This is a genomic window from Gilliamella sp. CG13, from assembly GCF_046635805.1.
Taxonomy (GTDB): Bacteria; Pseudomonadota; Gammaproteobacteria; order Enterobacterales; family Orbaceae; genus Gilliamella; species Gilliamella apicola_I.
This window is the reverse complement of the sequence record NZ_JBIDFM010000001.1, coordinates 352,439-378,352: the sequence shown is the minus strand read 5'-3', so window position 1 is coordinate 378,352 and position 25,914 is coordinate 352,439. Positions and strand designations below refer to the sequence as shown.

27 protein-coding genes are annotated in these 25,914 nt (G+C 36.4%); 10 read left to right on the top strand and 17 right to left on the bottom strand.

The window, feature by feature from the left end; all coding sequences use genetic code 11:
• Nucleotides 1–111 precede the first annotated feature (111 nt).
• Both ACGH6R_RS01725 and ACGH6R_RS01720 read left to right on the top strand, forming a co-directional pair.
• Entirely contained in the window at nucleotides 112–807 is a 696-nt protein-coding gene (locus tag ACGH6R_RS01725; RefSeq protein ID WP_411598719.1) for an AzlC family ABC transporter permease, read from the top strand.
• Nucleotides 804–1,124, top strand: a complete 321-nt coding sequence (locus tag ACGH6R_RS01720; RefSeq protein WP_411598718.1) for an AzlD domain-containing protein — start codon at nucleotides 804–806, stop codon at nucleotides 1,122–1,124. Before ACGH6R_RS01725 ends, ACGH6R_RS01720 begins: the two co-directional genes overlap by 4 nt.
• 47 nt (nucleotides 1,125–1,171) lie before the next feature.
• On the opposite strand, the gene ACGH6R_RS01715 is transcribed toward ACGH6R_RS01720, so the two are convergent.
• The 8 genes from ACGH6R_RS01715 to ACGH6R_RS01680 form a co-directional block, all read right to left on the bottom strand.
• Entirely contained in the window at nucleotides 1,172–2,071 is a 900-nt protein-coding gene (locus ACGH6R_RS01715; RefSeq protein ID WP_411598717.1) for a heme biosynthesis HemY N-terminal domain-containing protein, read from the bottom strand.
• A 10-nt stretch (nucleotides 2,072–2,081) separates the two neighbouring features.
• A complete protein-coding gene (locus tag ACGH6R_RS01710; protein ID WP_411598716.1) occupies nucleotides 2,082–3,524 on the bottom strand; it encodes a uroporphyrinogen-III C-methyltransferase in 1,443 nt (480 codons plus the stop codon).
• A gap of 7 nt (nucleotides 3,525–3,531) precedes the next feature.
• The gene (locus ACGH6R_RS01705; protein WP_267360290.1) at nucleotides 3,532–4,281 is read right to left on the bottom strand and encodes a uroporphyrinogen-III synthase; all 750 of its coding nucleotides are present in this window, start codon (nucleotides 4,279–4,281) and stop codon (nucleotides 3,532–3,534) included.
• Nucleotides 4,278–5,198, bottom strand: coding sequence for a hydroxymethylbilane synthase (gene hemC / locus ACGH6R_RS01700; RefSeq protein WP_267352558.1), 921 nt, complete (start codon nucleotides 5,196–5,198; stop codon nucleotides 4,278–4,280). Before hemC ends, ACGH6R_RS01705 begins: the two co-directional genes overlap by 4 nt.
• A 175-nt stretch (nucleotides 5,199–5,373) precedes the next feature.
• Entirely contained in the window at nucleotides 5,374–6,741 is a 1,368-nt protein-coding gene (gene purB, locus ACGH6R_RS01695; RefSeq protein ID WP_267352559.1) for an adenylosuccinate lyase, read from the bottom strand.
• Nucleotides 6,742–6,781: 40 nt separating this feature from the next.
• Nucleotides 6,782–7,435: a high frequency lysogenization protein HflD gene (gene hflD / locus ACGH6R_RS01690; protein WP_411598715.1), complete on the bottom strand. Its 654-nt coding sequence runs from the start codon at nucleotides 7,433–7,435 to the stop codon at nucleotides 6,782–6,784.
• The gene (gene mnmA / locus ACGH6R_RS01685) at nucleotides 7,425–8,546 is read right to left on the bottom strand and encodes a tRNA 2-thiouridine(34) synthase MnmA (protein ID WP_411590251.1); all 1,122 of its coding nucleotides are present in this window, start codon (nucleotides 8,544–8,546) and stop codon (nucleotides 7,425–7,427) included. The genes hflD and mnmA overlap by 11 nt, the downstream gene beginning before the upstream one ends.
• A 290-nt stretch (nucleotides 8,547–8,836) precedes the next feature.
• Entirely contained in the window at nucleotides 8,837–9,532 is a 696-nt protein-coding gene (locus ACGH6R_RS01680; RefSeq protein WP_267352562.1) for a helix-turn-helix transcriptional regulator, read from the bottom strand.
• A 152-nt stretch (nucleotides 9,533–9,684) separates the two neighbouring features.
• On the opposite strand from ACGH6R_RS01680, the gene ACGH6R_RS01675 reads away from it, so the two are divergent.
• The gene (locus ACGH6R_RS01675; RefSeq protein WP_267352563.1) at nucleotides 9,685–9,924 is read left to right on the top strand and encodes a transcriptional regulator; all 240 of its coding nucleotides are present in this window, start codon (nucleotides 9,685–9,687) and stop codon (nucleotides 9,922–9,924) included.
• Nucleotides 9,925–9,992: 68 nt separating this feature from the next.
• Here ACGH6R_RS01675 and tpiA read toward each other — a convergent pair whose 3' ends face one another.
• Nucleotides 9,993–10,757, bottom strand: coding sequence for a triose-phosphate isomerase (tpiA, locus tag ACGH6R_RS01670; RefSeq protein ID WP_267360294.1), 765 nt, complete (start codon nucleotides 10,755–10,757; stop codon nucleotides 9,993–9,995).
• A gap of 100 nt (nucleotides 10,758–10,857) precedes the next feature.
• On the opposite strand from tpiA, the gene zapB reads away from it, so the two are divergent.
• From zapB to ACGH6R_RS01650, 4 genes are all read left to right on the top strand, one after another.
• Nucleotides 10,858–11,103: a cell division protein ZapB gene (gene zapB, locus ACGH6R_RS01665; RefSeq protein WP_267352565.1), complete on the top strand. Its 246-nt coding sequence runs from the start codon at nucleotides 10,858–10,860 to the stop codon at nucleotides 11,101–11,103.
• A 75-nt stretch (nucleotides 11,104–11,178) separates the two neighbouring features.
• Nucleotides 11,179–12,483, top strand: coding sequence for a DUF2868 domain-containing protein (locus tag ACGH6R_RS01660; RefSeq protein ID WP_411598714.1), 1,305 nt, complete (start codon nucleotides 11,179–11,181; stop codon nucleotides 12,481–12,483).
• Between the two features lies 1 nt (nucleotide 12,484).
• Nucleotides 12,485–13,843 (top strand): GTPase/DUF3482 domain-containing protein, encoded by a 1,359-nt coding sequence (locus tag ACGH6R_RS01655; RefSeq protein WP_411598713.1) that lies wholly within the window; start codon nucleotides 12,485–12,487, stop codon nucleotides 13,841–13,843.
• The gene (locus ACGH6R_RS01650; RefSeq protein ID WP_081299181.1) at nucleotides 13,791–14,324 is read left to right on the top strand and encodes a C40 family peptidase; all 534 of its coding nucleotides are present in this window, start codon (nucleotides 13,791–13,793) and stop codon (nucleotides 14,322–14,324) included. Before ACGH6R_RS01655 ends, ACGH6R_RS01650 begins: the two co-directional genes overlap by 53 nt.
• A 74-nt stretch (nucleotides 14,325–14,398) precedes the next feature.
• Here the strand turns inward: ACGH6R_RS01650 and ACGH6R_RS01645 are convergent, their stop codons facing one another.
• The 8 genes from ACGH6R_RS01645 to rsmE all read right to left on the bottom strand — a co-directional run bounded on the left by ACGH6R_RS01645 (nucleotide 14,399) and on the right by rsmE (nucleotide 24,154).
• Nucleotides 14,399–15,586 carry a pyridoxal phosphate-dependent aminotransferase gene (locus ACGH6R_RS01645; protein ID WP_411598712.1) on the bottom strand — a complete coding sequence of 396 codons (1,188 nt, stop codon included), beginning with the start codon at nucleotides 15,584–15,586 and terminating at the stop codon, nucleotides 14,399–14,401.
• 279 nt (nucleotides 15,587–15,865) lie between these two features.
• Complete coding sequence (gene nifJ, locus ACGH6R_RS01640; protein ID WP_411598711.1) at nucleotides 15,866–19,408, bottom strand: pyruvate:ferredoxin (flavodoxin) oxidoreductase; 3,543 nt, start codon at nucleotides 19,406–19,408, stop codon at nucleotides 15,866–15,868.
• A gap of 334 nt (nucleotides 19,409–19,742) precedes the next feature.
• The gene (purM, locus tag ACGH6R_RS01635; RefSeq protein WP_411598710.1) at nucleotides 19,743–20,780 is read right to left on the bottom strand and encodes a phosphoribosylformylglycinamidine cyclo-ligase; all 1,038 of its coding nucleotides are present in this window, start codon (nucleotides 20,778–20,780) and stop codon (nucleotides 19,743–19,745) included.
• A gap of 99 nt (nucleotides 20,781–20,879) precedes the next feature.
• The gene (gene ruvX, locus ACGH6R_RS01630; RefSeq protein WP_267352571.1) at nucleotides 20,880–21,290 is read right to left on the bottom strand and encodes a Holliday junction resolvase RuvX; all 411 of its coding nucleotides are present in this window, start codon (nucleotides 21,288–21,290) and stop codon (nucleotides 20,880–20,882) included.
• A gap of 3 nt (nucleotides 21,291–21,293) precedes the next feature.
• The gene (locus ACGH6R_RS01625; protein ID WP_267380659.1) at nucleotides 21,294–21,851 is read right to left on the bottom strand and encodes a YqgE/AlgH family protein; all 558 of its coding nucleotides are present in this window, start codon (nucleotides 21,849–21,851) and stop codon (nucleotides 21,294–21,296) included.
• A 21-nt stretch (nucleotides 21,852–21,872) separates the two neighbouring features.
• A complete protein-coding gene (locus tag ACGH6R_RS01620; protein WP_267352573.1) occupies nucleotides 21,873–22,325 on the bottom strand; it encodes a GNAT family N-acetyltransferase in 453 nt (150 codons plus the stop codon).
• 2 nt (nucleotides 22,326–22,327) lie between these two features.
• Complete coding sequence (gshB, locus tag ACGH6R_RS01615; RefSeq protein ID WP_267380657.1) at nucleotides 22,328–23,284, bottom strand: glutathione synthase; 957 nt, start codon at nucleotides 23,282–23,284, stop codon at nucleotides 22,328–22,330.
• Nucleotides 23,285–23,428: 144 nt separating this feature from the next.
• The gene (gene rsmE, locus ACGH6R_RS01610) at nucleotides 23,429–24,154 is read right to left on the bottom strand and encodes a 16S rRNA (uracil(1498)-N(3))-methyltransferase (protein ID WP_411598709.1); all 726 of its coding nucleotides are present in this window, start codon (nucleotides 24,152–24,154) and stop codon (nucleotides 23,429–23,431) included.
• Between the two features lie 112 nt (nucleotides 24,155–24,266).
• On the opposite strand from rsmE, the gene folB reads away from it, so the two are divergent.
• Genes folB through ACGH6R_RS01595 form a run of 3 tightly spaced genes read left to right on the top strand, consistent with a single transcriptional unit; the run spans nucleotide 24,267 to nucleotide 25,912 of the window.
• A complete protein-coding gene (gene folB / locus ACGH6R_RS01605; protein WP_267352576.1) occupies nucleotides 24,267–24,635 on the top strand; it encodes a dihydroneopterin aldolase in 369 nt (122 codons plus the stop codon).
• A gap of 14 nt (nucleotides 24,636–24,649) precedes the next feature.
• Nucleotides 24,650–25,648, top strand: a complete 999-nt coding sequence (locus ACGH6R_RS01600; protein ID WP_411598708.1) for an MBL fold metallo-hydrolase — start codon at nucleotides 24,650–24,652, stop codon at nucleotides 25,646–25,648.
• A gap of 57 nt (nucleotides 25,649–25,705) precedes the next feature.
• The gene (locus tag ACGH6R_RS01595; protein ID WP_267352578.1) at nucleotides 25,706–25,912 is read left to right on the top strand and encodes a hypothetical protein; all 207 of its coding nucleotides are present in this window, start codon (nucleotides 25,706–25,708) and stop codon (nucleotides 25,910–25,912) included.
• The last annotated feature ends 2 nt before the right edge of the window (nucleotides 25,913–25,914 follow it).

Sequence of the window (25,914 nt, the reverse complement as noted above, 5' to 3'; positions counted from 1 at the left end):
ATAACAAACTGGTCAATCATTTCATTTAAAATAAATTTTAAGATTAATCATTTATTGTTTGACAGTACCGTGTTAATAATTATGATGAAGTTTTTATCAAGAGAATGCGATATGTCACTCACATTTAAAGATGGTGTTTATGCTTGTATTCCAACGTTATTAGGCTACGTTGGTATAGGTATTGCTGCTGGCGTTGTAGGAAAATCGGCAAATTTAACGATTTTAGAAGTAACTCTACTTGCTGTGATTGTTTATGCTGGAGCGGCTCAATTTATCATAGCTGGGTTAATGTTAGTTGCTACACCCATTACAGCCATTATTTTTACTGTTTTTCTGGTTAATTCCCGCCATTTTTTAATGAGCATGGCAACTGCGCCTTCTTTTCGCCGTTTTTCATTACTGGATAATATTGGTATTGGTAGTTTGCTCACAGATGAGAGTTTTGCAGTGGCCATGAATGCAATTGCCAATCATAAACCTGTCAACGCCGTATGGATGCATGGACTGAATGTCACGGCTTATGTTGCTTGGATATTATCCTGCTTAATAGGTGCTTTAATCGGTGAGTGGTTACCCGATCCCACTATGTTTGGTCTGGATTATGCTTTAGTGGCTATGTTTATCGGTTTACTTTATTTACAGTTGATAGGTGACAAAACAAAAAGTATTTATAACAAGATTCTTGTTATGCTCACTGTTTCAGTACTGCTGATCATCTTAATGCGATTTGTATCCCCTGAAATGGCAATATTAATTAGCACATTTGCTGGATGTTTTATGGGAATAGCGATGGAGCGTAAAGTATGACTACTTATAGTTTACTCATCATTATAGGATGTGGATTGGTAACATGGTTACCTCGAATTATTCCTTTTATACTTGTTAGAAAGTTACATTTGCCTGATATTGTGATTCGATTTTTATCGTATGTTCCACTTTGTATCTTAACGGCACTTTTTGTACAAAACCTATTTCTTGCAAAACAGGGGCATTTTCCTGATTTTAAGATCGAATACTGTTTAGCTAGTCTTCCTACTATTTTGGTGGCTTTATTGACGAAAAATCTGATGTGCATTGTTGTGACAGGGATGTGCTTTATGGCGTTGATTCGATATTTTTTATAATGCAAAATATTTTATACCTAAAAAAAATAGGGCTTATCGCCCTGTTTTTATGTTCTTTCTTGATCTTTAATTTTAGCCACTGATTCCAGCAATTTATCTGCTTCGACAGTTTGGCCAAGTTGTTTAAGGTAGTTAGCCATTGCTTTTTGATACGCAGTATTATTAAGTATTGCTTTTGGCTGTGATTTCCACCATTTAATTAATGCGAGCGGATCATTATCGGTTGATAACTGTTTGATTCGAGCAATATAAGCAGCTTGTTTAAACTGATCTAATTGAGAATCACTATATGTTTTTACTTTATACATAATAGGTAATAAATCAATAACAGCTTGATAATTACCCATTTCATAATAAAGTTGATCTGCAAGCCTTAATACTTCGGCATTACGTGGCTTTTCATTTAACAAACTTTCAATAATAGTATGAGCACTATCATATTCATGATTCTTAAGCTGTAAGCGAACTTGAACCAATTGGAAAGCAAATTTTTCGCTAGGTTGGCAAGTCGCTGCGGCTGCTTCGAGCATTTGGTTAGCTTGAATCAACTGATCATTATCAATATTCGCTTGTGCCGCTAATAAATAAGATAATGTTGTATTGGTTGCACCCTTAGCACTTTTCATGAAAAGTTTAGCTGCTTGTTGGTAGTTACCTTCAAGTAATAAAAATTGTGCTTGTTCAATTAATTTTTTTGCTTTATGAGGCGATTTTAAACGAAGCCAATTACCGAAAGCTGTTTTAGAATTGAAGATTTTTTTAAATAATCGATCAACCAAATAAAGACAAAAAAGCGCCAACAATAATAAAATAACAAAAGAATTGAAGGACATGCTAATTTTATAATTGGCGATGATAAATACAGCTGAACCTTGATTGAATTGCAATAAAGGCCCTAAAAAGAATCCCCCAACTAATGCTAAGAAAATAACTAATATTTTAATCATTATTATTCTCCTATTTAGCCAACATAGAACGAACACGAGTTTGCATTAACTTCTCAAGTTCACTTAAGCTAGCTAATCTGTCAGGAACACTTTTATTACTAATTGTTTGATTTTGCAAATTATCAAGATCACTTAGGAAGGCTTTAACACTTGGCGAATTATTATCAAAATAGGCATTAACCCAAACAGCAACATCATTAAGCGAACGCTGATAAATCAACTCTTGATGTCGAGGTACAGCTTGTGCGGCTATTAACAGACGGAAACGAATATTTTCACGAAGATACAGTGATTGTTCTAAATTTAGTGGGGTACTTAAAATATGGCATCTAACGATCTGCTTTTCATCTTTCCCTGCTTGTGACAAACATGTCGCAAAGTTATTATCATTTTTATCCAATTTTTCAATGGTAATAAATTTTTGCATAAAAGAATCAATGTTTGCCCATAAATTATGCGACCAATCAGAAATTGACGAAGTGACCACATTGTCGGAACTTTTAGTTGGGTCAATTTTATTTTCTGAATCAGCATCTGAAGATGCGCTGTGAGAATCATCAACTGGCAAAGCATCATTATACTGCGTTAAGCCAAGATCAATATCATTATAATTCTCAACCAAAGGAAGATCGGTCAACGAATCCGAAAGACTAATTAAATTCAAAACAATACCGTCAGAATCGATAAAACTCAATTCAGAAAGCGAACTGATATCTTTATTAATGGCTTGTCTGGCAGGCAATAAACTGGGGTCATTTGTTTGTGCTAAACTTTCATCTGCATTTCTTAACAACAAACGGGCAGTGGTATAATCTTGATCACTCCAGATTTTTCGAGCTGCTAAATGGACTAAATAGTTAGCTTGCGATATCAGCCAAACATTATTATCAGTGCTCGACATTGCTGATAATCGTTCGTTAAAGTTATGAAGATTTTGTTCATTTAACCTAATTGTGTCATTAATTTGATTGGTTAACTGTTTTTGTAACTTTTGTTGCTCATTTAACTGATTAGTAACACGCTCTTCAAGCGAAGAAAACTGCTGGTTTTGTTTGGTTACTGCATCATTAATATTACTTTCTAAATCCTTAACAATACTCTGCTTGGTAGTTTGTTTTAAATTGGCTATTTCCATTTCGAGCATTGAAATAGTGCTGTTTTGTTTTTCAAGTTGTTCATGGCCGTGATAAAAAACAAAGCCACCTAAGCCTAAAGTTAAAGCAATAGCTACAAGCGATAGTTTTGAAATGGGTGTTTTATTGACATTATTTTTGCTGGATGAAGAAGTCGATTTTTTTTCTGTTGTTAGACTTGAATTTGTCGTTATCGTATTTTTTTCTTCTTTCATAATATTGTTCACTTGTGTTAGTGCATCGGTTGTAAAAGGTTTGCTAAATGAGGTGGTACTAATCGTTGAACTGGTTGCATTAGCTCCATAAAATCGAATCGGCATAAAAACCTCATTTAGATGATTTTATATAATTGATATTATTATGACATAGACTTATCATTGTTTTAAATAAAATTTGATTATTTGCGCTTTTGGCTAAAACAATATTTTGCCAGTTTAGGCGCTTAGCTTCCTCAAAAATTCTTAGACTGGTCACCACTAAACAAGCTTGTTTTTTATGTTCTGTTTGGCAATACAACTCAAGTTGATGTAAATGTTCAATACTGGTAATGATAACGAGCTGATGCTCAATGGAATTACTCAGTATGTCCAACGGATAGGATATAGCATGACGAGAATAACACTCTACCAGTTTGACTTGGGCTTGTTTGGCACTTAATGTATCGGCAATTAGCTGTCTTCCTGAATCACCGCGTAAAATTAAAACTCTTCGGTTTTTCACCATATCAGCATCAAATAAGGCAAGTAATCCTTCACTATTTTCTTGTTTTGGAAAACTTACCGATTTATGGACTAATTGACGAATCAGTTCCGCCGTTTTATTTCCTATGGCAAAATACTGTAAATGTTTAGGAAAATTAAGATGCGGATTAAATGTGGTAATAACATTTGCGACTTGTGGCGACACTGCAATAACAATATCATTTGGTAACAACTGGTTTAAATTATATTGTAAATTCAGCAGATCCTTACCTGCTGAAATCCTAAATAAAGGAAGATGGGTAGCCTGTAAATTGGCTTGATTTAATAATTTAGTCAATGCTTCACCTTGCGGTGAAGGGCGGGTGACGAAAATCATTCGCTATTCAATTCCTCTAAAATTGCTTTAGCACCAAGCATTAACAATTTATTAGCGACATCTCGTCCTAACTGTTCTGCTTGAGTAATGCTACCGGACAAAGGGACTTTGATTATTGTAGAACCATCTGTTTTGCCAACTAAACCCTTTAAAAATAGCTTGTCATCCAAAATTTGGCTATAACAAGCAATAGGAACTTGGCAACCACCTTGCAATTGTTGATTCATTGCTCTTTCAGCTTGTATGCAAATTCGACTATGTTGGTCATCTAAAGGGGCCAGTAAAGCTAAAATTTGCTTATCATTAGCACGTGTTTCAATACCAATTGCCCCTTGACCGACAGCAGGTAAGATTACATCAGTATCAATATATTGTTTAATACGGTCTTGCAATGATAAACGTTTTAATCCTACAGCGGCTAAAATAATTGCATCATATTCTTGATTGTCTAATTTTGCTAAACGGGTACCAATGTTGCCTCGCAAATCTTTAATATGCAAATGTGGGTAAAGCGCACGTAATTGACATTGTCGTCGTAAACTTGAAGTACCAACCACTGCACCAGAAGGTAACTGTGATAAATTTTCGTAGCGATTTGAAATAAATGCATCTCGGACATCATCCCGTTTGCAGATTGTTGCAAGTGTGAGTCCATCGGGAAAATGCACGGGAATATCTTTTATAGAATGCACTGCAATATCAGCTTCATTATTTAAAATGGCTTCTTCCAATTGTTTAACAAATAATCCTTTGCCACCTATTTTTGATAATGGGCTATCAAGTAATATATCACCTTTTGTCACCATAGGGATAAGCTCTACAGACAAATCAGGGTGAATGGCTAATAGCTGCTGTTTAACATAGTTAGCTTGCCAAAGAGCTAAAGGGCTTTTCCTTGTTGCAATGCGGATTTTCAATGGATGTTCCTATAAATACTTTTAATGTTATTTTATTATTGATGTCTTAAAGGTGAATAAGAATAACCGTTTGTTATTTAATCACAAATTGACATCATTCAATCATGTATTGTGATTCAATATAATCTGAAACATTATTCAATGATGTTTCAGATTATTAACCAACAAAAGATAATCAAAGTTTATCAATAAACGTTGAAGCGTAACCAATATAGTTGGCTGGTGTTAACTGTTTCAAACGTGATTTTTCATTTTCTGGTAAATCTAACGAATCAATAAACTGCTTCATTCCTTCGGCATCGACACGTTTTCCTCGCGTCAATTCTTTTAGTTTCTCGTAAGGCTTTTCAATACCATAACGTCGCATCACTGTTTGAATGGGTTCAGCTAAGACTTCCCAGTTACGATTGAGCTCATCCAACAAGTACTCTTGATTCACTTCAAGTTTGCTTAATCCTTTTAAGGTTGATTGATAAGCAATGATTGCATAACCAATACCTACACCAAGATTACGTAAAACGGTTGAATCTGTTAAATCACGTTGAAAACGGGAAATTGGCAATTTGCTACCTAAATGATTCATAATGGCATTAGCTATGCCAAGGTTGCCTTCAGAGTTTTCAAAATCGATTGGATTGACTTTGTGTGGCATGGTTGACGATCCGATTTCGCCAGCTACCGTTTTTTGTTTAAAGTGATTTAGTGAAATATAACCCCAAATATCACGATTAAAGTCGATCATAATGGTATTAAACCGAGCAACACAATCAAAAAACTCGGCAATATAATCATGCGGTTCGATTTGAGTTGTAAATGGATTCCATTGTAAACCCAAAGAACAGACAAACTCTTCACTAAATTGATGCCAGTCAATATGAGGATAAGCCACAATATGCGCATTATAGTTACCGGTAGCCCCATTGATTTTACCCAGTATTTCTACCGATTGTAGCTGTTTTAATTGACGCTGTAAGCGATAAGCAACATTAGCAAATTCTTTACCAATCGTTGATGGAGTAGCTGGTTGACCATGAGTTCTGGAAAGTAAAGGTAAATCACGATACGCTTTAGCCTGATCAGTAATTTTATCAATTACTTTTTTCCAATACGGGATTAAAACACTTTCTTTCGCCGTTTTTAACATTAAAGCATATGATAAATTATTGATATCTTCGGATGTACATGCAAAATGAATAAACTCATTGACGGCATGCAACTCTTCATTCGTTTTCACTTTTTCTTTAAGAAAATACTCAACCGCTTTAACATCGTGATTGGTTGTTTTTTCGATCGCTTTAATACGTTTAGCATCATCTTCGTTAAACTGTTCAACAATTTGATTAAGATGCGCCAAGGCTGATTGGCTGAGTGCAGGCACTTCAATAATTTCGGGGTGTGAAGCTAATTTTTGTAACCAACGAACTTCGACTTGTACACGGTATTTTAATAAACCATATTCGCTAAAAATAGTACGTAATTCTGTCGTTTTATCTCCATATCGACCATCAATAGGCGAAAGGGCGGTAAGTGCAGATAATTCCATCGGGATAACTCCGTTACGATGTTAAAATAGTAATAAAAAATTAAAGTGAATTTGCTTTTTCAATTTCTTGCAAAAGCGCCTGAGCCGTTTTTATTAAGCGTTTTCGTTGAAAAAATAGCTGTAAACGGCTTCCTCCTACTTGGTACCATAAAATAGCAGAACGAATACAACCCAACAACGACGTTCTCACCTTTGCTTGAACTAAAGAATTTTGTAAATACTCAATTTTACCCATCACTTTAATTTTAGCGGTTAATGGGCTAATAATATCGGAATAAATACCGGCTAACGAATAAGACAGATCATCTACATGTGAACTAATCGTTTCTTCATTCATGATAGGATACAATCCCGAAATACGCGTTAAACGCTGGTCAATATTATTTAATGCATCATTATTTTTTATTAATCTACTGGTAATACTTAATGTTCTTAACAGATAGCGAACAACATCCAGTTGTTCTTTTTGCCCTGATGAAAACAGATAAACTAATGTTTGTAAACCCGTTTTAATATTCTGAATACCACCATACACTTCTTCGGTAGTTTGTGGTGAGGTAATAAAAAGGCTATGTATAGTTTGCTCATAAAGTGTTGAGCTACAGACCCCAGTATTGGCTAACTGGGGAACTAAAACAGAACTTTGTATCACACCGGCAAGGGCAATAGTAGTATGGTAATACTTATTCGTCACTCGAACTCTCCTTACTTCGAATAATACGTTCCTCAATAATGCCGCCACCTAGACACACTTCGTCTTGATAAAACACAGCAGATTGTCCAGGAGTGACTGCCGCTACAGGGTTAGCAAAAATCACTTCGATTTTGTCTTCTGATATTGGATTGACCTGGCATTGAATATCTTGTTGACGATAACGCGTTTTCACCGTACAAGTAAAAGGTTTGGTCACAGCTTTTCTATCAACCCAATGTAGTTGTTGTGCAATCAGACCATCTGAAAATAGCGCAGGGTGATCATGACCTTGAGCAACAATAAGTTCATTATTTTTAATATCTTTATCCACAACATACCATGGGGTATCATCGGCTTGCTTTAATCCACCAATTCCCAGTCCTTTACGTTGTCCTAAAGTATGATACATAAGTCCTTGATGTTTACCGATAATCTGTCCATCCACCGTACGAATTGCGCCAGCTTGAGCCGGTAAATATCGAGCTAAAAAGTCACTAAACTTTCGTTCGCCAATAAAGCAAATTCCTGTAGAGTCTTTTTTAGATGCAGTAGCTAATCCTAGCTGCTCAGCGATTTTACGAACTTGCGGTTTTTCAAGTTCCCCAACAGGGAACAGACTTTGTCTGACTTGGTCTTCGCTTAACGTATATAAAAAGTAACTTTGGTCTTTATTATTATCTACCCCTCGCAATAATTCGACTTTATCGCCAGTGGTACGTTTACGAACATAATGACCAGTTGCAATATAATCGGCACCAAGATCTTGCGCTGCATACTCTAAAAATGCTTTAAATTTAATTTCTTTATTACATAAAATATCGGGATTAGGGGTTCGCCCTGCTTTATATTCTGATAAAAAATGTTCAAATACGTTATCCCAATATTCGGCTGCAAAATTAATAGTATAAAGTTTAATATTGAGTTTATCACAAACAGCTTGAGCATCGGCTAAGTCAACAGCCGCTGAACAGTATTCATCTGTGTCGTCTTCTTCCCAGTTCTTCATAAATAAACCAACAACTTGATAACCTTGTTGCTGAAGTAAATATGCAGAAACAGAAGAATCAACGCCACCAGACATACCGACGACAACTTTTGGGGAAGTATTCATATTTGGCATAATAACTAACATTGTCTATAAAAAAATAATGGCTAATTTTAGCATAAATGACCCCAAAAGCATAAATTTATGCCAATAAGAATTCTGATTGAGAACATTTTTTTTACTGGAACATAGACGGATACTTAAACATTTTTACGTTTTTTTACTCAGTAATCTTTCTAAAATCTAAAGAAAAAAAACGAGTGCCTAAATTTCTTAATAAGTGGTTCTATCAACATTAATCAACAAAACCACATATTTTATATGCCATAAAAAAATACAATCAATACACAATATTGTTAATAAAGATCCTTTAACAGATAAACGACATGACCAATAATTTTAAAATCTTGAGGTTCATTTTTGTCTACAGTTATAGACGGATATTTTTGATTATCACAGAGCAAAGCAATGTTAGAACCCTGATTTTGGATGCGTTTAATACTTATCTGATCATCATATTGCACGGCATAAAGATATCCATCAATCGGTTTGCTATGTGCAGTATTAATAATCAAAATATCATGATTGGATATCGTCGGCTCCATGCTATCACCTTTAGCCCAAACCGCTCGCAAGTCATCATTATCAAAAAGTTGATGTTTAATCAATGTGATATCAAACGGTATTGCCTCGATTTGTAAAAGTGACTTATTATTACCGAATTCATTTAATTTATAAAAAGGGATATAGACAAAACCACGACGTTCAGTATCGGGAAGTAACCGACACTCACCTTTACCTGTTGCTAACCACTCAATAGGGATATCACATTTTTGTGCGATAATTGCTAATCTATTAAGAGAAGGGTAAGTTTTACCAGATAAATAGTCACGAATAACGGCTTCAGACATTCCCACTTTTTTGGCAAAGGCATTACCCGATAAACTCTCTAAAACTAAGGTAAGTCGATGCTTAAAATCGATAACACCTGTTTCCTTAAGAATTCGTGTTTTTTCTTGATCTTCAGTTGTTTTTATGTTGCTTTCTTTCATTTTTATAATCCATTTTGCGTTATTTTTTATTTTTCTTGTTTTAATTCGTTTTTTTATGTGTTATTCTTTTGCTTGGAATTTACACCATGCTAGTGTTGTATACCGATAATCTTTTGGATAGCAATAAAAATAAACTTATAGAGGATCTCATAATGAGCGAACAAGATCAAGACTGGACTCCATCAAGAGTAGTAGGCGAAATTAAAATTAGAGGTGGAAATTTAAGAGGTCTATCTCGTGCGAGTGGCTTGCAAGCTGATACTCTACGAAACGCACTTTATCGTCATTGTCCTAAGTATGAACATATTATTTCAGAATATTTAAAAGTTCCTGCTGAAAAAATTTGGCCTTCTCGATATAACTCAAAATCAAATAAAGTTAAATATAAATAAATTATTTAAGTTTCTATTGAAAGACGCCAATCTGGCGTCTTTTATCTTATTGTTAAGTTTTAAAAAAATTAATTCTTTGCTTTTTCCGCTGCTTTAACAATAGCTGCAAATGCATCTGCTTTTAATGATGCGCCACCCACTAATGCACCATCAATATCTGGTTGAGTAAATAACTCAGCGGCATTTTTATCATTGACCGAACCACCGTATTGAATAATGACTTGTTCAGCTACTTTTGCATCTTGTTTTGCAATATGGTCACGAATAAATTTATGAACAGCTTGAGCTTGTGCAGGCGTCGCTGATTTGCCTGTACCAATTGCCCATACAGGTTCATAAGCAATAACTGCGCCATTGAAAGCTTGAACACCTAATGCATTAATCACCGCATCAATCTGACGAGCACAAACAGTTTGAGTTTGACCCGCTTCGTTTTCGGCTTCGGTTTCACCAATACAAAGTACAGGAACTAAACCTGCTTCTTTAATGACTCCAAATTTTTTAGCGATAAATTCATCTGATTCTTTATGATAAGTACGACGTTCAGAATGACCAATAATAATATGCGTGACCCCGACTTCTTTTAGCATGTTGACAGATACTTCACCAGTATAAGCGCCAGATAAGTTAATTCCGACATCTTGAGCGCCTAAAAGAATATTTGATCCACCTAATTGGTGTTTAACAAAATCTAAATAAACGACTGGTGGAGCGATCGCAACATCACATTCGACATCCGTAGATAGCTCATTTCTTAGTTCGGCAACTAAGTTTTTAGCCATTTCAATACTACCATTGAGTTTCCAGTTACCCATCACGAGAGGTTTACGCATAATTTTCTCCAACTTAAATTTTAAAAAGGTGTTGATTTTAGAATGAATTCGTTATAATAGTAGACATTATACACCAAGTAAATAAAGTCTGAGGAAAAATATGTCATTAGAAATATTGAATCAATTGGAAAATAAAATCCAACATACTGTGAATACTATCAGTACATTACAACAAGAGATTGCAACGTTAAAACAAGGAAATCAAGAATTAGAACAGTTGATTAATGACAGTTCAGACGAAATGAAAGCACTACGTGACGAAAACGAAAAATTAAAACAAGATCAACAAGTTTGGCAACAACGTATTCAAACTTTATTAAGTAAAATTGGTGAAATAGCACAGTAATATATTTAACTTACACAACGCGACTTAAGTCGCGTTTCTTTTATGCTTCATTAATCTCATTTTAAGATAAGTATAATGCGAGAAAAGTTAAAATCTTTATGGCTTGCTGAAACGATACGCTTGATTGAAAATGAATCAGGTCGATATGCCGATCAAGACATCAATCGAAAGGCAAGGGCTACACAATCATCATTATCCGATCGAATTATGCTACGAGCGGTGATGTTGTCTAAGCAAAATGGACTTTATACTGCACAAACGCTATTACTGCATGCGATAAAAATTTCTTTTGTTCTGCTCCTGTTACTTTCCGTTTTTTTAGGCGTGACATTAGCGTTTAGCGCACTCAATCAAAACCCTGTTAATTTATACTGGGCACTTTTCAGCTTATTAGGCGTTCACCTCATCACCTTTTTAATCTGGGTTTGTTCCTTTTTTTTCTTTTCCAATATGGGCGGAAGTATTCTTATTCATTGTTGGTTATGGTTAGCTAAAAAGCTATCTCAAAAAAAGACCATACAAGAACTGATTCCTGCTTTTGTACAACTGTTTGGGGGTAAAATCCGCTGGCTAATTGGGTTTGTCCTTAATCTTTTTTGGACAATCATATTAAGCTTTGCCCTTGTTGTACTGGTGGTTTTGTTTTCGACACAACATTACAGTTTTGAATGGAAATCAACCCTACTAAACCCCGATGCAATTATACAACTGACCCATTATCTAGGGTTGTTACCTTCAATATTTGGGTTTTCAATTCCGCAAGATGAGATTATTCGATACAGTGAACGCGCACTTAATGCTAGCGAAGTTCGATCTGCGTGGGCGATTTGGTTACTTGGCGTGTTTATTGTTTACGGATTAGCAGTACGTTTTATTTGCATGATCATTTGCGGTATTAACTGGATAGTCAGTTGCCGTAAAGTAAAATTGAATTTAAATTTACCTGAATATCAAATTTTGGCTAATGATTTACAACCGATTTCAATCCACGTTGTGGATGAAGATACGCATAAACAAGATCTTAATATTGATTTAACCAAACATTTTATAAACAATGGCGAAGGAATTTTTTTAGTTGCGGTAGATATTCCTGAAAGCTGGACACCGCCAGCATCTGTTACCTTTTTAGGTTTTGTAAATACGCGTGAACAGCGCAAACAAATTTTAGATTATCTTCAAATAAACCCAGCTAAAAAATTATTAATCGCTATTGATACCGACCGATCACCCGATCGAGGAGTATTAAATTTACTTAGTCAATTAACTGAAAAATCGCAACAAAACCGTATTTGGTTCATCAATCAAGGTCACCAACTTAACAACTGGCAATCTTTACCGTTTGAGTTTGCTCAACCCTCATGGTTAAAAGAGGAACTGTAAAATGTTAACAACATTAAAATTAGCCGTTGTTGGTCATGCTAATGTTGGTAAAACCTCATTATTACGGACATTAATTCGCAATAGTCATTTTGGTGAGGTTTCGAATAAACCTGGCACAACAAGGCATGTCGAATCCATAAAAATAAAACTAGGCAATCAAAAATCGATTATTTTTTATGATACACCTGGTTTAGAAGATAGCTTGGCTCTATACGACTACATTAATCAACTTTTGCCTACCAATCATAAACTTGACGGCATTGATAAATTAACGATTTTTTTACAAAGTTCAGAGGCAGAAAACCAATTTAACCAAGAAGCAAAAGTTATAAAACAACTCCTAAATAGTGATGCAGCTATCTATGTTATTGATGTGAGAGAGCCTATACTACCTAAATTTCATGATGAATTAGCTATCTTAGCCAATAGTGATAAACCTATTTTAGCGGTGTTAAATTTTACTGCACAACAAAATCAGAATGAAAAAGAATGGAAAATGTTACTTTCACGAGTCGGGATACATGCTATCATAAGGTTCGACGCGATCGTGCCACCATTGGACGGTGAAGAAAGATTGTACAAAAGCCTTGCGCTTATGATTGAGCCAGCTAAAGCTATTTTAGATGAATGGCTAAATAAGATAACCGAATTACGAGACTCTCGCAACCAAAGCGCTAACTTAATTATAGCAGAAACACTGGTTGATGTGACTGCATTTTATCAAATGGCGAAAACAGATGATAAACAAGCCATAGTTGATATGCAAAATAAAGTAAGAAAGCGAGAACAAAAAGCAATTGATGAATTATTATCGCTTTATCAATTTGATGCTGAGCACGAAAGCGAACAAGGTTTACCCTTAATTAAAGGGCGCTACAAAGCGGATCTTTTCAATATTGATGCGTTAAAAAGCATGGGCGTTCATTTAACCAAAGGTTTTGTATCGGGAGCCACTATCGGTGCAAGCATCGACTTAGCAACCGGAGGATTGACCTTCGGATCTGCTGCGTTAATTGGTGGTGCTGTAGGTACGCTAATGCAAACGGCCAAACATTACGGATCTAGAATGCGCTACCAGCTATCTGGATACAGTAAATTAAGTGTTGACGATGCAATTATCTGTTTTCTTTCATTGCGATTAATTCGTCTTAAAGAAAATTTGAATAATCGTAGTCATGCAAATACCGACCCGATTCAATTGTCTAATTTGGATAATAGCGAATGGGAAAAGGGTGTATTACCCAAAAGTCTAAAAGTTGCAAGACGTTATTCACAATGGTCAAACTTAAACAAGGGAACCAAAAGATATGACAAAAAAAGGCAATCAACGATACGTGACGTTGCTAAGCAGTTGTTTTAGTCTAAGGAAACGTTGTTTTATTCTCACGTTAATTTTATCTATGTTTATGCTATTTGGCTGTAGCAGTAGTCGGGGACAAGTGACCTCAAATACGCTAAGATCAGAAACGGCTATGTTAGCTAAAATAGAATCCCATTACAAAAAATGGCAAGGTACGCCATACCGTTATGGTGGAACAACCCTAGCCGGGAGCGATTGTTCAGCTTTAGTCATGAACTTCTTTAAAAATAAACTAGCTAAACGATTGCCAAGAAGTGCAGCTGAACAAGCTAAACTAGGTTATAAAGTGACGAAACCCAAAGCGGGAGATTTAGTCTTTTTCAAAACCGGTGGACGGGGTAGTGGATTACATGTCGGCATCTATTACACGGATGGAAAATTTTTACATGCCTCGACGTCGAAAGGTGTCATCTATTCCAATTTAAATGAGTCTTATTGGAAACAGCGCTATTGGATGGCAAGACGAATAAATGATATTTAAAAACGACTAAAATGCTCACTCATCACATCATGACAAGTGAGCATGATACTATCAGCACAATCAGTAATTTCAACTTAAATCAAAGACTGACTTTTCAAATTTCGCATAACATTTGCAACATAAAGCATTTCACTTGGTGTCCCTAATAATATTCGACACCAATTTGTGGCAGGCTCAAAATCTCGACCTATTAAAATAAAATTTTGTTTCATGAGTTCTCGATATTTTTTTAAATCAATGGGGCTTTCATGAAACAAAAAGTTCGTTTCAGATTTAAGATAATGTAAACCTAAATCTGACAAAGTCTTTTCCATAATCGTCCGTGACACATCAACTGCTTTTTTAGAATAAGTTAAAAACTTGACATCATCCATTGATGCTAAAGCCGCACAGACACCGCAATAATTTAACTTTTCGCCTGCAACATACTGAGCAATATGACGAATATTATCTGCTGAACTCACCACATAACCGACACGTAGACCAGCCATAGCATGAATTTTTGAAAACGTTTTCAGTAAAACGATATTATCAAACCCCTTCGATATTAAGTAATCAACCGACTTAAAAGCTGGATCATTGACGAATTCGGCATAGGCTTCATCGACAATAAATACCGTATTTTTGGGTTTACTTGTTAACCATGATTCTATTTCGCTATTGGCAAATACAGTCGAAGTAGGATTATTAGGGTTGACTAAATAAACGATTGAAGAGCCTTGATAATCCTCAACCGCTTTTTGTAAGCCTTTAATATCAATTTGCCAATCGGCTAAGCAGGGCACTTTGGTTACCTTTAATTTAAAGATTTTAGCAAAATGTTCGCCGTCACTATAAGTTAATTCTGGTATCACTAACTGTGTATCCGGTTTCACATAAGCTGCTAATGAACTTCGAATACCTTCAGATGATCCTGCCGTTAGCAAAATGTGATCATCGCTTACATGATGATATTCAGCCAATCGTCTATTTAACAGGGGCATTTCAGCTTTAGCATAACGGTTTGCTTTAGGAATCGCATCAATGGCTGCTTGTTTAGCTGCGCCTGACATACCAAGCGCATTTTCATTAAAGTTCAGTCTAACGGGATTGTTAAGGTTAGGTATCACAACGTTATCTTGTATGGGTAACGAATATGACACTGTTTTTTGTTGTTCTAGCGCATGTGCTTTAGCCAGTAATTGATTAACCGTCAAACCTGCAATTGCAGCGGAAGACAACGTTAATAGTTTTCTACGGTTGATATTCAAATTTGCGACCATTTTTCACCTCTCGATTAATGATTTCTTTACAGGCTAATTAAACAGTGCAAAAAACATACCAAATATAATGATAATCATTAAAAGCGTATTGATACCCTAATTAGGGTCAATAATGGTCAATTTTGAAAATGATAACGATTAACTTGGTTAAAAAAACGCACTTAACTGGTGCTAGTTTGCACTAAAGCGCATCACGAATAAAAAGCCATTGCGTATGCTGCATAACATACGCAATGGTCTTAATTAAGATGATATGATTCTAATCACAACAGCGATTGATTAGCTGTCTGAGGGCGTTTCGATATCAGAATACGTCGATAACATTTGCAAGAACTTAAATTTAGCGTTTACCATTTTGGTTGAACGTTCATGCAAGGTATTGGCAATCACCGGTTCCAACGTTTCTAAACGTCTAAAACGCTGCTCTTTCAATAAAATACTAGATAATAATTCACTATTTGGTGATTTAGAATCAAGCACCAGACCAGGTTTACCTTCTGCCGTACGTCGTGGATCATAACGATAAAGCGGCCAGAATCCTGATTTAACTAAATCTTTCATTTGTTCATGCGATTTTGCTAAATCATAACCATGCTCTTCGCAAGGGCTATAAGCAATCACTAAAGAAGGGCCGTCATAGGCTTCGGCTTCTTGCAGGGCTTTTAACGTTTGATTAAGCTGTGCACCTAATGCAATTTGCGCAACATAAACATGCCCATACATCATCACACTCACGCCTAAATCTTTGCGTGCTTTATGTTTACCTAAATCGGCAAATTTAGACACGGCTCCCATTGGCGTTGCTTTAGATTGCTGACCACCAGTATTAGAATAGCATTGTGTATCTAATACCAAAATATTAACGTTATCGGTCAAACTCATTACATGATCCAGTCCACCAAAACCAATATCATATGCCCAACCGTCCCCACCAATTGCCCAAACTGACTTATCGATTAAATAATCCGCATCTTGAATTAACTCTATTGCTTCAGGCGAGTCCAAATGAGCCAGTTGATCACGCAATAAAGCAACCTGCTTGCGTTTATCATCAATAGTAGAATCAAGGGACTGTAACGCAATGACAATTTCGGGCGAAATCTCACCCGCTACATGTTCAAGCAAACGTAACGCCCGTTTTTTATGTTGGTCATAAGTGATCCGATAACCTAAAGCAAACTCGGCATTGTCTTCAAATAACGAATTTGCCCAAGCAGGACCACGACCGTAACGATCGGTAGTATAAGGGGTTGAAGGTAAATTACCGCCATAAATTGAAGAACAACCGGTTGCATTAGCTATGGCAAGATGATCACCATAAAGTTGCGTTAACAATTTAATGTAAGGGGTTTCACCACAGCCGGCACAAGCGCCCGAATACTCAAACAATGGTGTTAATAACTGCGATGTGCGGACATCAATACGTTCAAGTGATTTAATATCACGATCAGGCAACTCATTAAAGAACGCAAAATTAGCGCGTTGCGTTTCTAAATTATCAATGCGTGATTGCATATTAATCGCTTTAATATCAAAATTATTACGATCCCGAGACGGACACACCTCAACACACAAATTACAACCCGTACAATCTTCAGGCGCAACTTGTAAAACGTAGCGTTGACCTCGCATATCGCGGGCTTTTACCTCGAGCGAACTCAATGAATCGGGTGCGTTTGCCAAATCGTCAGGTAATACCACTTTAGCTCGAATTGCCGCATGTGGACATGCAACTGCACAATGATTACATTGGGTACAAAGGTCAGGTTGCCAAATTGGAATCGCTTCGGCAATGTTTCGTTTTTCCCATTTTGTGGTGCCCGTTGGCCAAGTGCCGTCGGGTGGAAAGGCAGATACTGGCAAGTTATCGCCTAAACCGGCAAGCATTGATGCCGTCACTACTTTCACAAAGTCAGGCGCATTACTTGGTACTATAGAAGGGCGTGATGCGCTACTTTGATCGACACAACTTAGCGGAATTTGCTCTAAAGAAGCAATCGCTAAATCAAGGGCTTTCCAGTTGTTTTCGACTAATTCTTGACCTTTGCTACTGTAACTTTTGGCTATCACTTCTTTAAGCTGTGTGATACTAAAATCATTTTTAAATATTTCAGAAAGATGAAAGAAAGCCGCTTGCATAACGGTATTAATACGGGCTCCTAAATTACATTCTCGGGCAATTTTAGCGGCATTAATAATATAAAAGTGTGCTCTTTTCTGGATTAATTGTACTTGAACTTCTTTCGGTAAACGATGCCAAACTTCATCTTTACTATAAGGTGTGTTAAGTAAAAAGATCCCGTCATCTTTTAGTTTTTCAACAATCTGGTATTTATCGATAAATTGATCTTGATGACAGCCAATAAAATGTGCGCTAGTGATTAAATAAGGAGAATCAATAGGCTCCAAACTTACTCGTAAATGCGAAGTCGTTAAGCCACCGGCCTTTTTAGAGTCATAAACAAAATAGCCTTGCACATAAAAAGGTGAGCTATCACCAATAATTTTAATATTATTTTTAGTCGCCGAAACCGTACCGTCACTACCCAAACCATAAAATAATGCTTCAAGCGCAGATTTTTGTGGAATAGATTGTTCGGGTAATTTCAATGACAATCCAGTTACATCATCATAAATCCCAACGGTAAAGCGTGGTTTAGGTTTTTCTGCTAACAGCTCGTTAAAGATAGCCAAGACACAGCGAGGATCAAACTCTTTCGATGACAAACCATAACGTCCACCAACAATGGTTGGTAAACAATGGCGTTCACCTTGACTAAAGCTTTCGGCAAAAGCAGTCATAACATCTAAGTACAAAGGTTCGGCTTGGGCACCAGGTTCTTTTGTTCTATCTAAAACCGCTATTTTTTTAACAGAATCCGGAATGACCGCTAACAAATGTTTTGCAGAAAAAGGGCGGAATAATCTAACAATCACCACACCGACTTTTTCATGATTATCAAGCAGATAATTGACAACTTCTTTACAAGTACTCACGCCTGAGCCCATTATGACAATCACACGTTCGGCATCACTTGCCCCATAATATTCAAACGGTTGGTATTGTCTGCCTGTCTCTTTTTCAAATGCTTGCATAGCATCGACAACATGCTGATAAGTCTGATCATAATAAGAATTTACCGCTTCACGACATTGAAAATAGGTATCAGGATTAGCCGACGTGCCACGAATAACAGGATTATCGGGCGTCAAAGCACGGCTACGATAAGCTTTTATAGCATCATGCGGTAATAGGTTATGAATTTGTTTATCGCTTAAAGGATGAATTTTATTCACTTCATGAGATGTTCGAAAACCATCAAAAAAGTGGACAAAAGGCACACGACTATTCAATGTTGCCATTTGTGCAATTAGCGCAAAATCTTGGGCTTCTTGAACTGAACTTGAACACAGCATAGCAAAGCCCGTTTGTCTGATTGACATTACATCAGAATGATCACCAAAAATTGACAGCGCATGGGTGGCAACCGTACGAGCAGCGACATGTAAAACAAAAGGCGTTAATTCACCGGCTATCTTATATAACGAAGGGATCATTAACAACAAGCCTTGCGATGATGTAAACGACGTCGCTAATGCGCCCGTCATTAAAGAACCATGCACAGTTGAAATAGCACCAGCTTCGGACTGCATTTCAACTACTTTTGGAATATCGCCAAAGACATTAGGCTTATTAAATTCAGCCCAAGTGCTTGCTTGCTCAGCCATGGTTGAGCTTGGCGTAATAGGATAAATTGCTATGACTTCATTGGCACGATAAGCAACGGATGACACCGCACTATTAGCATCAGATATGATCATTAAAAAACCTTGTGTTTTATAGTGTTACGACATTACTTCATTATTATAAATTTAGACTATTGTATCAGAAACCAAGATAGCTTTGAGTTATTTTTGAATTAAAATTTTTTTGACTTGAAATTAGTGTTCAATAATTGGATTAGGATTAACTAAATAAACCCAACCTTTTTTAAACATGATTGATGACTTTGTAGATATTAAAAAAGAATTGCATAGTTTCATTCATCTAATATGTGCTCGATAATGAACAAATGAAATGGTTTTGGCATTATTCATTGAATAGACATCTGTTACTATACAATTTATCTAAATTATATAATAACAGATGTCTATTTTACTGAATAATGACTTGTTCATCCGATGTTGACTGTTTTATTTCACCCATTAACCACGCTTTTTCACCATGATTATTGAGTAACGTTAAGGCGTCATTAACACAATGTTGGGGTAAGACAATAATCAAACCTACACCGCAGTTAAAAGTACGGTACATTTCGTGCCGACTGACATGACCTGCTTGTTGTAGCCAATTAAATAGTGGTGGCCATTGCCAACTGCTTTCGTTAATGATTGCTTGCATATTGTCGGGTAGCACTCGTGGAATGTTTTCCCAGAATCCACCGCCTGTAATGTGCGCTATGGCATGTACATTGACATGTTCAATTAAATCAAGAATCGATTTGACGTAGATTTTGGTCGGTGCAAGCAGGTGATCAGCAAGTGGCATACCATTTAATTGTTCAGTTGCCGGATTTACCCCACTGACTTCAATAATTTTTCGAATTAATGAGTAGCCATTAGAGTGCGCCCCACTGGATGCTAACGCAATGATGGCATCACCGTCTTGTACTTGACTGCCGTCAATCATTTTTGATTTTTCAACGACACCCACACAGAATCCAGCTAGATCGTAATCATTATCCTGATACATGCCTGGCATTTCGGCCGTTTCGCCACCGACTAGTGCACAACCAGCTTGTTTACAACCTTGTGCTATTCCTGTCACTACCGTTGCTGCAATGTCAACATTGAGTTTTCCTGTTGCATAATAATCAAGAAAGAATAGGGGTTCAGCACCTTGAACAATAAGATCATTTACACACATGGCGACTAAATCAATGCCGATAGAGTCATGGCGTTGTAAGTCCATTGCTAACCGTAATTTAGTCCCGACACCATCTGTACCCGACACTAGAATCGGTTGGTGATATTTTTGTGGGATTGCGCATAGTGCGCCAAATCCACCTAATCCGCCCATGACTTCAGGACGTTTAGTTTCTTTGACAACTGATTTAATACGGTCAACCAGTGCATTACCGGCGTCGATATCGACACCGGCATCTTTATAGCTAAGAGGCGTTTTATTTGACACGAGAAGCAGTCCTTAAATAAAAAAACTGCTGATTATTTTAGCAAGTATGTAAATGATTAGCGATGAATTATTTGTAAAATAAATAAAAGGTTAAAATAGTTAATGGTTTTCAAACCAACTTTCTAAAATTATAATTGCCGAAGTAGCATCAATATGACCTTTTTCAAGTGCACGGTAACCACGTGACGCAAAGATGTGCGATTTAGCTTCGACCGTCGATAATCGTTCATCCTGTAAATGGACTTGATAACCAAACATGCCATGTAAACGGTTAGCAAATTTTCGTGCTCTGGCTGTCAGTGGTTGTTCGCTACCGTCCATGTTAAGGGGTAACCCAACCACTAAGTAATCAGGTTTCCACTCTTTAAGTACCTTTTCAATAGTTTGCCAATTAGGAATGCCGTCTCGTGCTTTGAACGAACAAAGTGGATTGGCTGTTTTGGTGATGTCTTGTCCAATCGCCGCACCAATACTTGAGGTTCCAAAATCAAATGCAATAATGGTTGCCATTGTTTATGCATTTCCCATTTGATGTGATATGCGATTGATATTAATCCCTAGCGATTCGGCGGCTTTTTGCCAGCGTTCTTCAATGGCAACATTAAAAATAATATTGGGATCGGCTTCTGCCACTAACCAATCGTTGCGGGCAACTTCTGATTCAAGTTGCAGTGATTGCCAACTTGAATAACCTAATGCAAGAAAAAGATCTTTCGGTTGTTCAGGTGTTCCAATCGATTTTAATGCATCAAGTGATGTGGTTATCATCACGTCATCAGATATTTGAATGCTCGATGAAAAGCCCGATTGTGGAGTATGTAAAATAAATCCTTGTTCATCCGCTAAAGGGCCACCACAAAATACAGGGTATTCTAGTTCAGCACAGTTTTTTGGTGCCATAATTTCAAGACGAGTCAATACGGTGGCAACATTGAGTTCAACAAGAGGTTTGTTAATGATGATACCCATTGCTCCATCTCGATTATGTTCACAAATATATACCACCGATCGGCTAAACAAGGTTTCGGATACGTTTGGCATTGCAATGATAAAATAATTTTTTAGATTCATATGCTCACATTTTAGTTTTATTTAAATTGCACACTTGCCGATTTTTACGTTGTGTTCAACTAAGCAACGCATCAATAATTCGGGTTCATTGGTTTCTTCATTGATGGATTCGGAAACAATTTCAAAATTTTGTGAAAGATAAAAATTAATAGCTGTACTATTTTGTTTGTAGACATGAACAAGTAATTCGTTGTAACGCTGTTTCGCTTTATTAACTAGTGCTTTTCCTGTCCCTTGTCGGCGGAATTCTTCATCAACAAATAAACCAGAAATATAGTTTTCGGTTAAGCCAATAAATCCTTTTACGCCATTAAGATCTTGCACGTAAATGGTTGACATTGGAATGAGCATTTTAACAAATTCATAATTTTGTTTGAAAAATTCAGGATCAATAAAATTATGGGCTTGTATATTTCCTTCAAGCCATAGTTGCATAATTTTATCGAGATCCGTTTTTTTATATTCTCTAATCATGTTTAGCTCTTTTTATTTAATCGTTTTTCAATGGCATCCATTAACATGCCTGTAATAGATATGTCTGGGTTTGCCGCTTCAATTTCACGTACACAAGTCGGGCTGGTGACGTTTATTTCAGTTAATTTATCACCAATAATATCTAAACCAACAAACAATAGTCCTTTTTCTTTTAAGGTTGGTGCTACGCTTTTAGCTATTTGCCAATCACTGTCACTGAGTGGTCTTACTTCGCCATATCCCCCAGCTGCCAGATTTCCACGAGTTTCCCCTTTTTGAGGGATTCTAGCAAGACAGTAAGGCACCGGTTGACCGTCAACGACCAAAACACGTTTGTCGCCGTCTTTAATTGCAGGAATAAACGCTTGAGCCATGCAATATCGGGTGTTCATTTCGGTTAGGGTTTCGATAATAACGGATATATTGGGATCATCTTGTTTTATTCTAAAAATCGACGATCCGCCCATGCCGTCAAGTGGTTTTAAGATGATATCTTGGTGTTCTTGATGAAATGCTCGTATTAATTGAGTTTGACGAGTCACGAGGGTTTCTGGCGTAAATTGGGCAAACCATGCTGTAAATAGTTTTTCGTTACAGTCACGTAAGCTTTGTGGTTTATTTACTACAAGTACACCATTTGCTTCTGCTCGTTCTAAAATATAAGTTGAATAGATAAATTCAGTATCAAAAGGGGGATCTTTACGCATTAGTATGACATCAAGATCACTTAATGGTAGTGTTTGTTCTTCATCCATATCAAACCAGTGATTGAGATCGTGATGAACGGTTAACTTTCGTGTTGTTGCATAAGGTTGACCATTACGTAAAAACAGATCGTTCATTTCCATGTAAAAAAGTTGATAACCCCGTTTTTGTGCTTCAAGCAACATTGCAAAACTGGTGTCTTTTTTTATTTTGATATGACTGATTGGATCCATAACAATACCAAGCTTAATCATGGTAACTCCTTTTGTATTGTTCAATAAAATATGAATTGTGACAGATAGTGTTTTTATCACTATGCAAAAGCTTTGGCAACTATCATACTCGCAACAGATTAAGATGCAATGTAAACATGATGAATTATGATTTTTTACAGTTAATTATCCTAAATCACCAAATTGAACTTGTAGTGCTGTTAAGGCTGTAAGCGCTGCAGTTTCGGTGCGCAATATTCGTGGTCCTAGTAAAATATCGGTAAATTGATACTGATGTGTCATGTTGATTTCGTCATCAGATAATCCCCCTTCAGGCCCGATTAGTAAACTGATATCCGTTTGTTCGGTAGGAAGGTGTTTTACTCCATGCGTTGCTTTAGGGTGTAAGTTTAAACGTAAACCGCTGTTTAAGTTGGCACACCAATTTTCTAGTTTCATGACGGGATGAATCACCGGAATGATATTACGACCACATTGTTCACAAGCTGAAATCACAATTTTTTGCCACTGATTCACTTTTTTGTCTAATCGTTCTGCATCGAGTTTTACTCCACAACGTTCAGAAAGTAGGGGCGTAATACTGGTTACCCCTAATTCGACAGATTTTTGTATGGTGAACTCCATTTTTTCACCGCGTGATATGACTTGTCCAAGATGAATTTTTAAAGGGGATTCACGGTTGTCTAATAGGGTGGTCGCCGTTTTGACGGTTACCGATTTTTTATTGATTTCATGTATTGTTGCTGGTGTGATGTGATTAGTACCATCAAAAAGGATAATATTTTCACCTATTTTCATTCGTAAAACCCGAATAAGGTGATTAAATGCATTATCATCTAATGTCATGATGCTATTTTCAATAATCGAAACAGGTTGATATATACGGGTCATAAGTGCTATGGTTAATTTCATTACAATTTAAAATAAATTATAGCGTAATTTGTTGAGATTCGGTAATCTTCTGTTTAAAGTAGATAAACTTAATCTGTTTTTAGGGTGAAATATGCGCATAAATAATCATGATCGTGTTCTGATTGAAGGTTTAACTATTTTTACAACCATTGGGGTCTATAGTTGGGAAAAAAACATTAAGCAAAAGCTTATCTTGGATTTAGAGATGGCTTGGAATAATCAACCAGCAGGCAAAAATGACGATGTTTCGCTCTGTTTAGACTATTTTTTGGTTAGTCAGTCTGTTACTCTGTTTGTTGAAAGTCAGCAATTTGAACTAATTGAAACCGTTGCTGAACAGGTTGCTGAGCATGTTATGCAAAAGTTTTCAGTTGGTCATATTAAAATTAAAGTCTCTAAACCCGATGCTATTGCTAATGCTAGTAATGTCGCTGTGTTAATTGAGCGATATGCAAATTAATAAGGGTAGTTTTAATGAGTTATGAACAGAAAAATATCGTTGATCAATCTCACCATAACGGTAAAAAATTTAAAAATCAGGAGCCGTTTAAGCTTACTTTAAGTGATACTTGTCGTTGGTATTTTAATCGGAATGTTTTGCCCCCACAAGCAGGTTATCTTGGTTTTAATCATCAATGGTGTCAATCGATTGATATGACGTTAGACGATGATAGAATTTGGTGGATAGGGCATTCAACCACGTTGATTCGTCTTAACGGTAAAATGATTTTAACCGATCCTGTTTTTTCTGATCGTGCTTCACCTTTTCAGTTTTTAGGCCCTAAACGCCGTACACCACCCGCACTGAGTATTGAAGAACTTCCTAACATTGATTTTATTGTGATTTCACATAATCATTATGATCATCTTGATTATCATAGCATTCGACAATTAGTGAGTCGTTTTGCAAATGTTGTTATTTTAGTGCCAATAGGTTTAAAAACTAAACTTCATAAGTGGGGGGCTAAGACGGTTATTGAGCTGGATTGGTGGGGATCGGCGGATATCGATAATCTTACTTTTACTGCAACACCTGCCAAACATTGGAGTAAACGTGGTTTATTTGATGTGAATAAGGTATTGTGGTGTGGTTGGGTGATTCAATCAAATGTGGCTAATGCTAATCAAACAAAAACACTCTATTTTATGGGCGATACCGCTTATTCATCAGTTTTAAAGCATATTGGTGAATATTTTACACATATTGATTTGGCACTTATTCCAATTGGTGCTTATGCGCCTCGTTGGTTTATGCAGTCACAACATATCGATCCTGAGCAAGCAGTACAACTTTATGATGAGTTACATTGCCATGCCGCAATGGCAATACATTGGGGAGCGTTTGAGTTAGCCGATGAACCTTTAGATGAACCGCCAACTTTGTTATCTCAATACCGTGAAGCTCGAGCCTTTCATTTGTTAAAAATAGGTGGTAGTCTATCTATTCATCAAACAGATTCTAAAATAGAATAACAGTTATTAATCTATATAGCTTAAGTAATCATTTCTACATTAACATCGGAGAAAACCATGAAAACAGTACTGATTACATTGTCTTGTGTGATACTGAGTTTAAGCTTAATTGCTTGTGGTGGTAAGAATGATCACGGTAAACAATATCGTTGGTCAAAAGCGCACGGTGTGTTAGAAGGTTGTGATGGTGTGATGAGTAATTCACAACAATGCCAAAAAAATTCAAATAACCAGCAATATATGATTCAAATAGACAGGAATTAAAG

Excerpts from the sequence above, each read along its gene's own strand:
- tpiA (WP_267360294.1), bottom strand. The coding sequence starts at position 10,757 with ATGCGTAAACCTCTCGTGATGGGTAACTGGAAACTCAATGGTAGTATT.
- ACGH6R_RS01710 (WP_411598716.1), bottom strand. The coding sequence starts at position 3,524 with ATGCCGATTCGATTTTATGGAGCTAATGCAACCAGTTCAACGATTAGT.
- ACGH6R_RS01600 (WP_411598708.1), top strand. The coding sequence starts at position 24,650 with ATGAGTTATGAACAGAAAAATATCGTTGATCAATCTCACCATAACGGT.
- ACGH6R_RS01655 (WP_411598713.1), top strand. The coding sequence starts at position 12,485 with ATGTTAACAACATTAAAATTAGCCGTTGTTGGTCATGCTAATGTTGGT.
- ACGH6R_RS01625 (WP_267380659.1), bottom strand. The coding sequence starts at position 21,851 with ATGAATCTAAAAAATTATTTTATCATTGCAATGCCAAACGTATCCGAA.
- ACGH6R_RS01720 (WP_411598718.1), top strand. The coding sequence starts at position 804 with ATGACTACTTATAGTTTACTCATCATTATAGGATGTGGATTGGTAACA.
- purB (WP_267352559.1), bottom strand. The coding sequence starts at position 6,741 with ATGGAATTATCTGCACTTACCGCCCTTTCGCCTATTGATGGTCGATAT.
- folB (WP_267352576.1), top strand. The coding sequence starts at position 24,267 with ATGCGCATAAATAATCATGATCGTGTTCTGATTGAAGGTTTAACTATT.
- ACGH6R_RS01650 (WP_081299181.1), top strand. The coding sequence starts at position 13,791 with ATGACAAAAAAAGGCAATCAACGATACGTGACGTTGCTAAGCAGTTGT.
- ACGH6R_RS01715 (WP_411598717.1), bottom strand. The coding sequence starts at position 2,071 with ATGATTAAAATATTAGTTATTTTCTTAGCATTAGTTGGGGGATTCTTT.
- ACGH6R_RS01725 (WP_411598719.1), top strand. The coding sequence starts at position 112 with ATGTCACTCACATTTAAAGATGGTGTTTATGCTTGTATTCCAACGTTA.
- ACGH6R_RS01660 (WP_411598714.1), top strand. The coding sequence starts at position 11,179 with ATGCGAGAAAAGTTAAAATCTTTATGGCTTGCTGAAACGATACGCTTG.
- mnmA (WP_411590251.1), bottom strand. The coding sequence starts at position 8,546 with ATGAATACTTCCCCAAAAGTTGTCGTCGGTATGTCTGGTGGCGTTGAT.
- ACGH6R_RS01705 (WP_267360290.1), bottom strand. The coding sequence starts at position 4,281 with ATGATTTTCGTCACCCGCCCTTCACCGCAAGGTGAAGCATTGACTAAA.
- rsmE (WP_411598709.1), bottom strand. The coding sequence starts at position 24,154 with ATGACCCGTATATATCAACCTGTTTCGATTATTGAAAATAGCATCATG.
- nifJ (WP_411598711.1), bottom strand. The coding sequence starts at position 19,408 with ATGATCATATCTGATGCTAATAGTGCGGTGTCATCCGTTGCTTATCGT.
- ACGH6R_RS01645 (WP_411598712.1), bottom strand. The coding sequence starts at position 15,586 with ATGGTCGCAAATTTGAATATCAACCGTAGAAAACTATTAACGTTGTCT.
- gshB (WP_267380657.1), bottom strand. The coding sequence starts at position 23,284 with ATGATTAAGCTTGGTATTGTTATGGATCCAATCAGTCATATCAAAATA.
- zapB (WP_267352565.1), top strand. The coding sequence starts at position 10,858 with ATGTCATTAGAAATATTGAATCAATTGGAAAATAAAATCCAACATACT.
- ACGH6R_RS01595 (WP_267352578.1), top strand. The coding sequence starts at position 25,706 with ATGAAAACAGTACTGATTACATTGTCTTGTGTGATACTGAGTTTAAGC.
- ACGH6R_RS01680 (WP_267352562.1), bottom strand. The coding sequence starts at position 9,532 with ATGAAAGAAAGCAACATAAAAACAACTGAAGATCAAGAAAAAACACGA.
- ACGH6R_RS01675 (WP_267352563.1), top strand. The coding sequence starts at position 9,685 with ATGAGCGAACAAGATCAAGACTGGACTCCATCAAGAGTAGTAGGCGAA.
- ACGH6R_RS01620 (WP_267352573.1), bottom strand. The coding sequence starts at position 22,325 with ATGATTAGAGAATATAAAAAAACGGATCTCGATAAAATTATGCAACTA.
- ruvX (WP_267352571.1), bottom strand. The coding sequence starts at position 21,290 with ATGGCAACCATTATTGCATTTGATTTTGGAACCTCAAGTATTGGTGCG.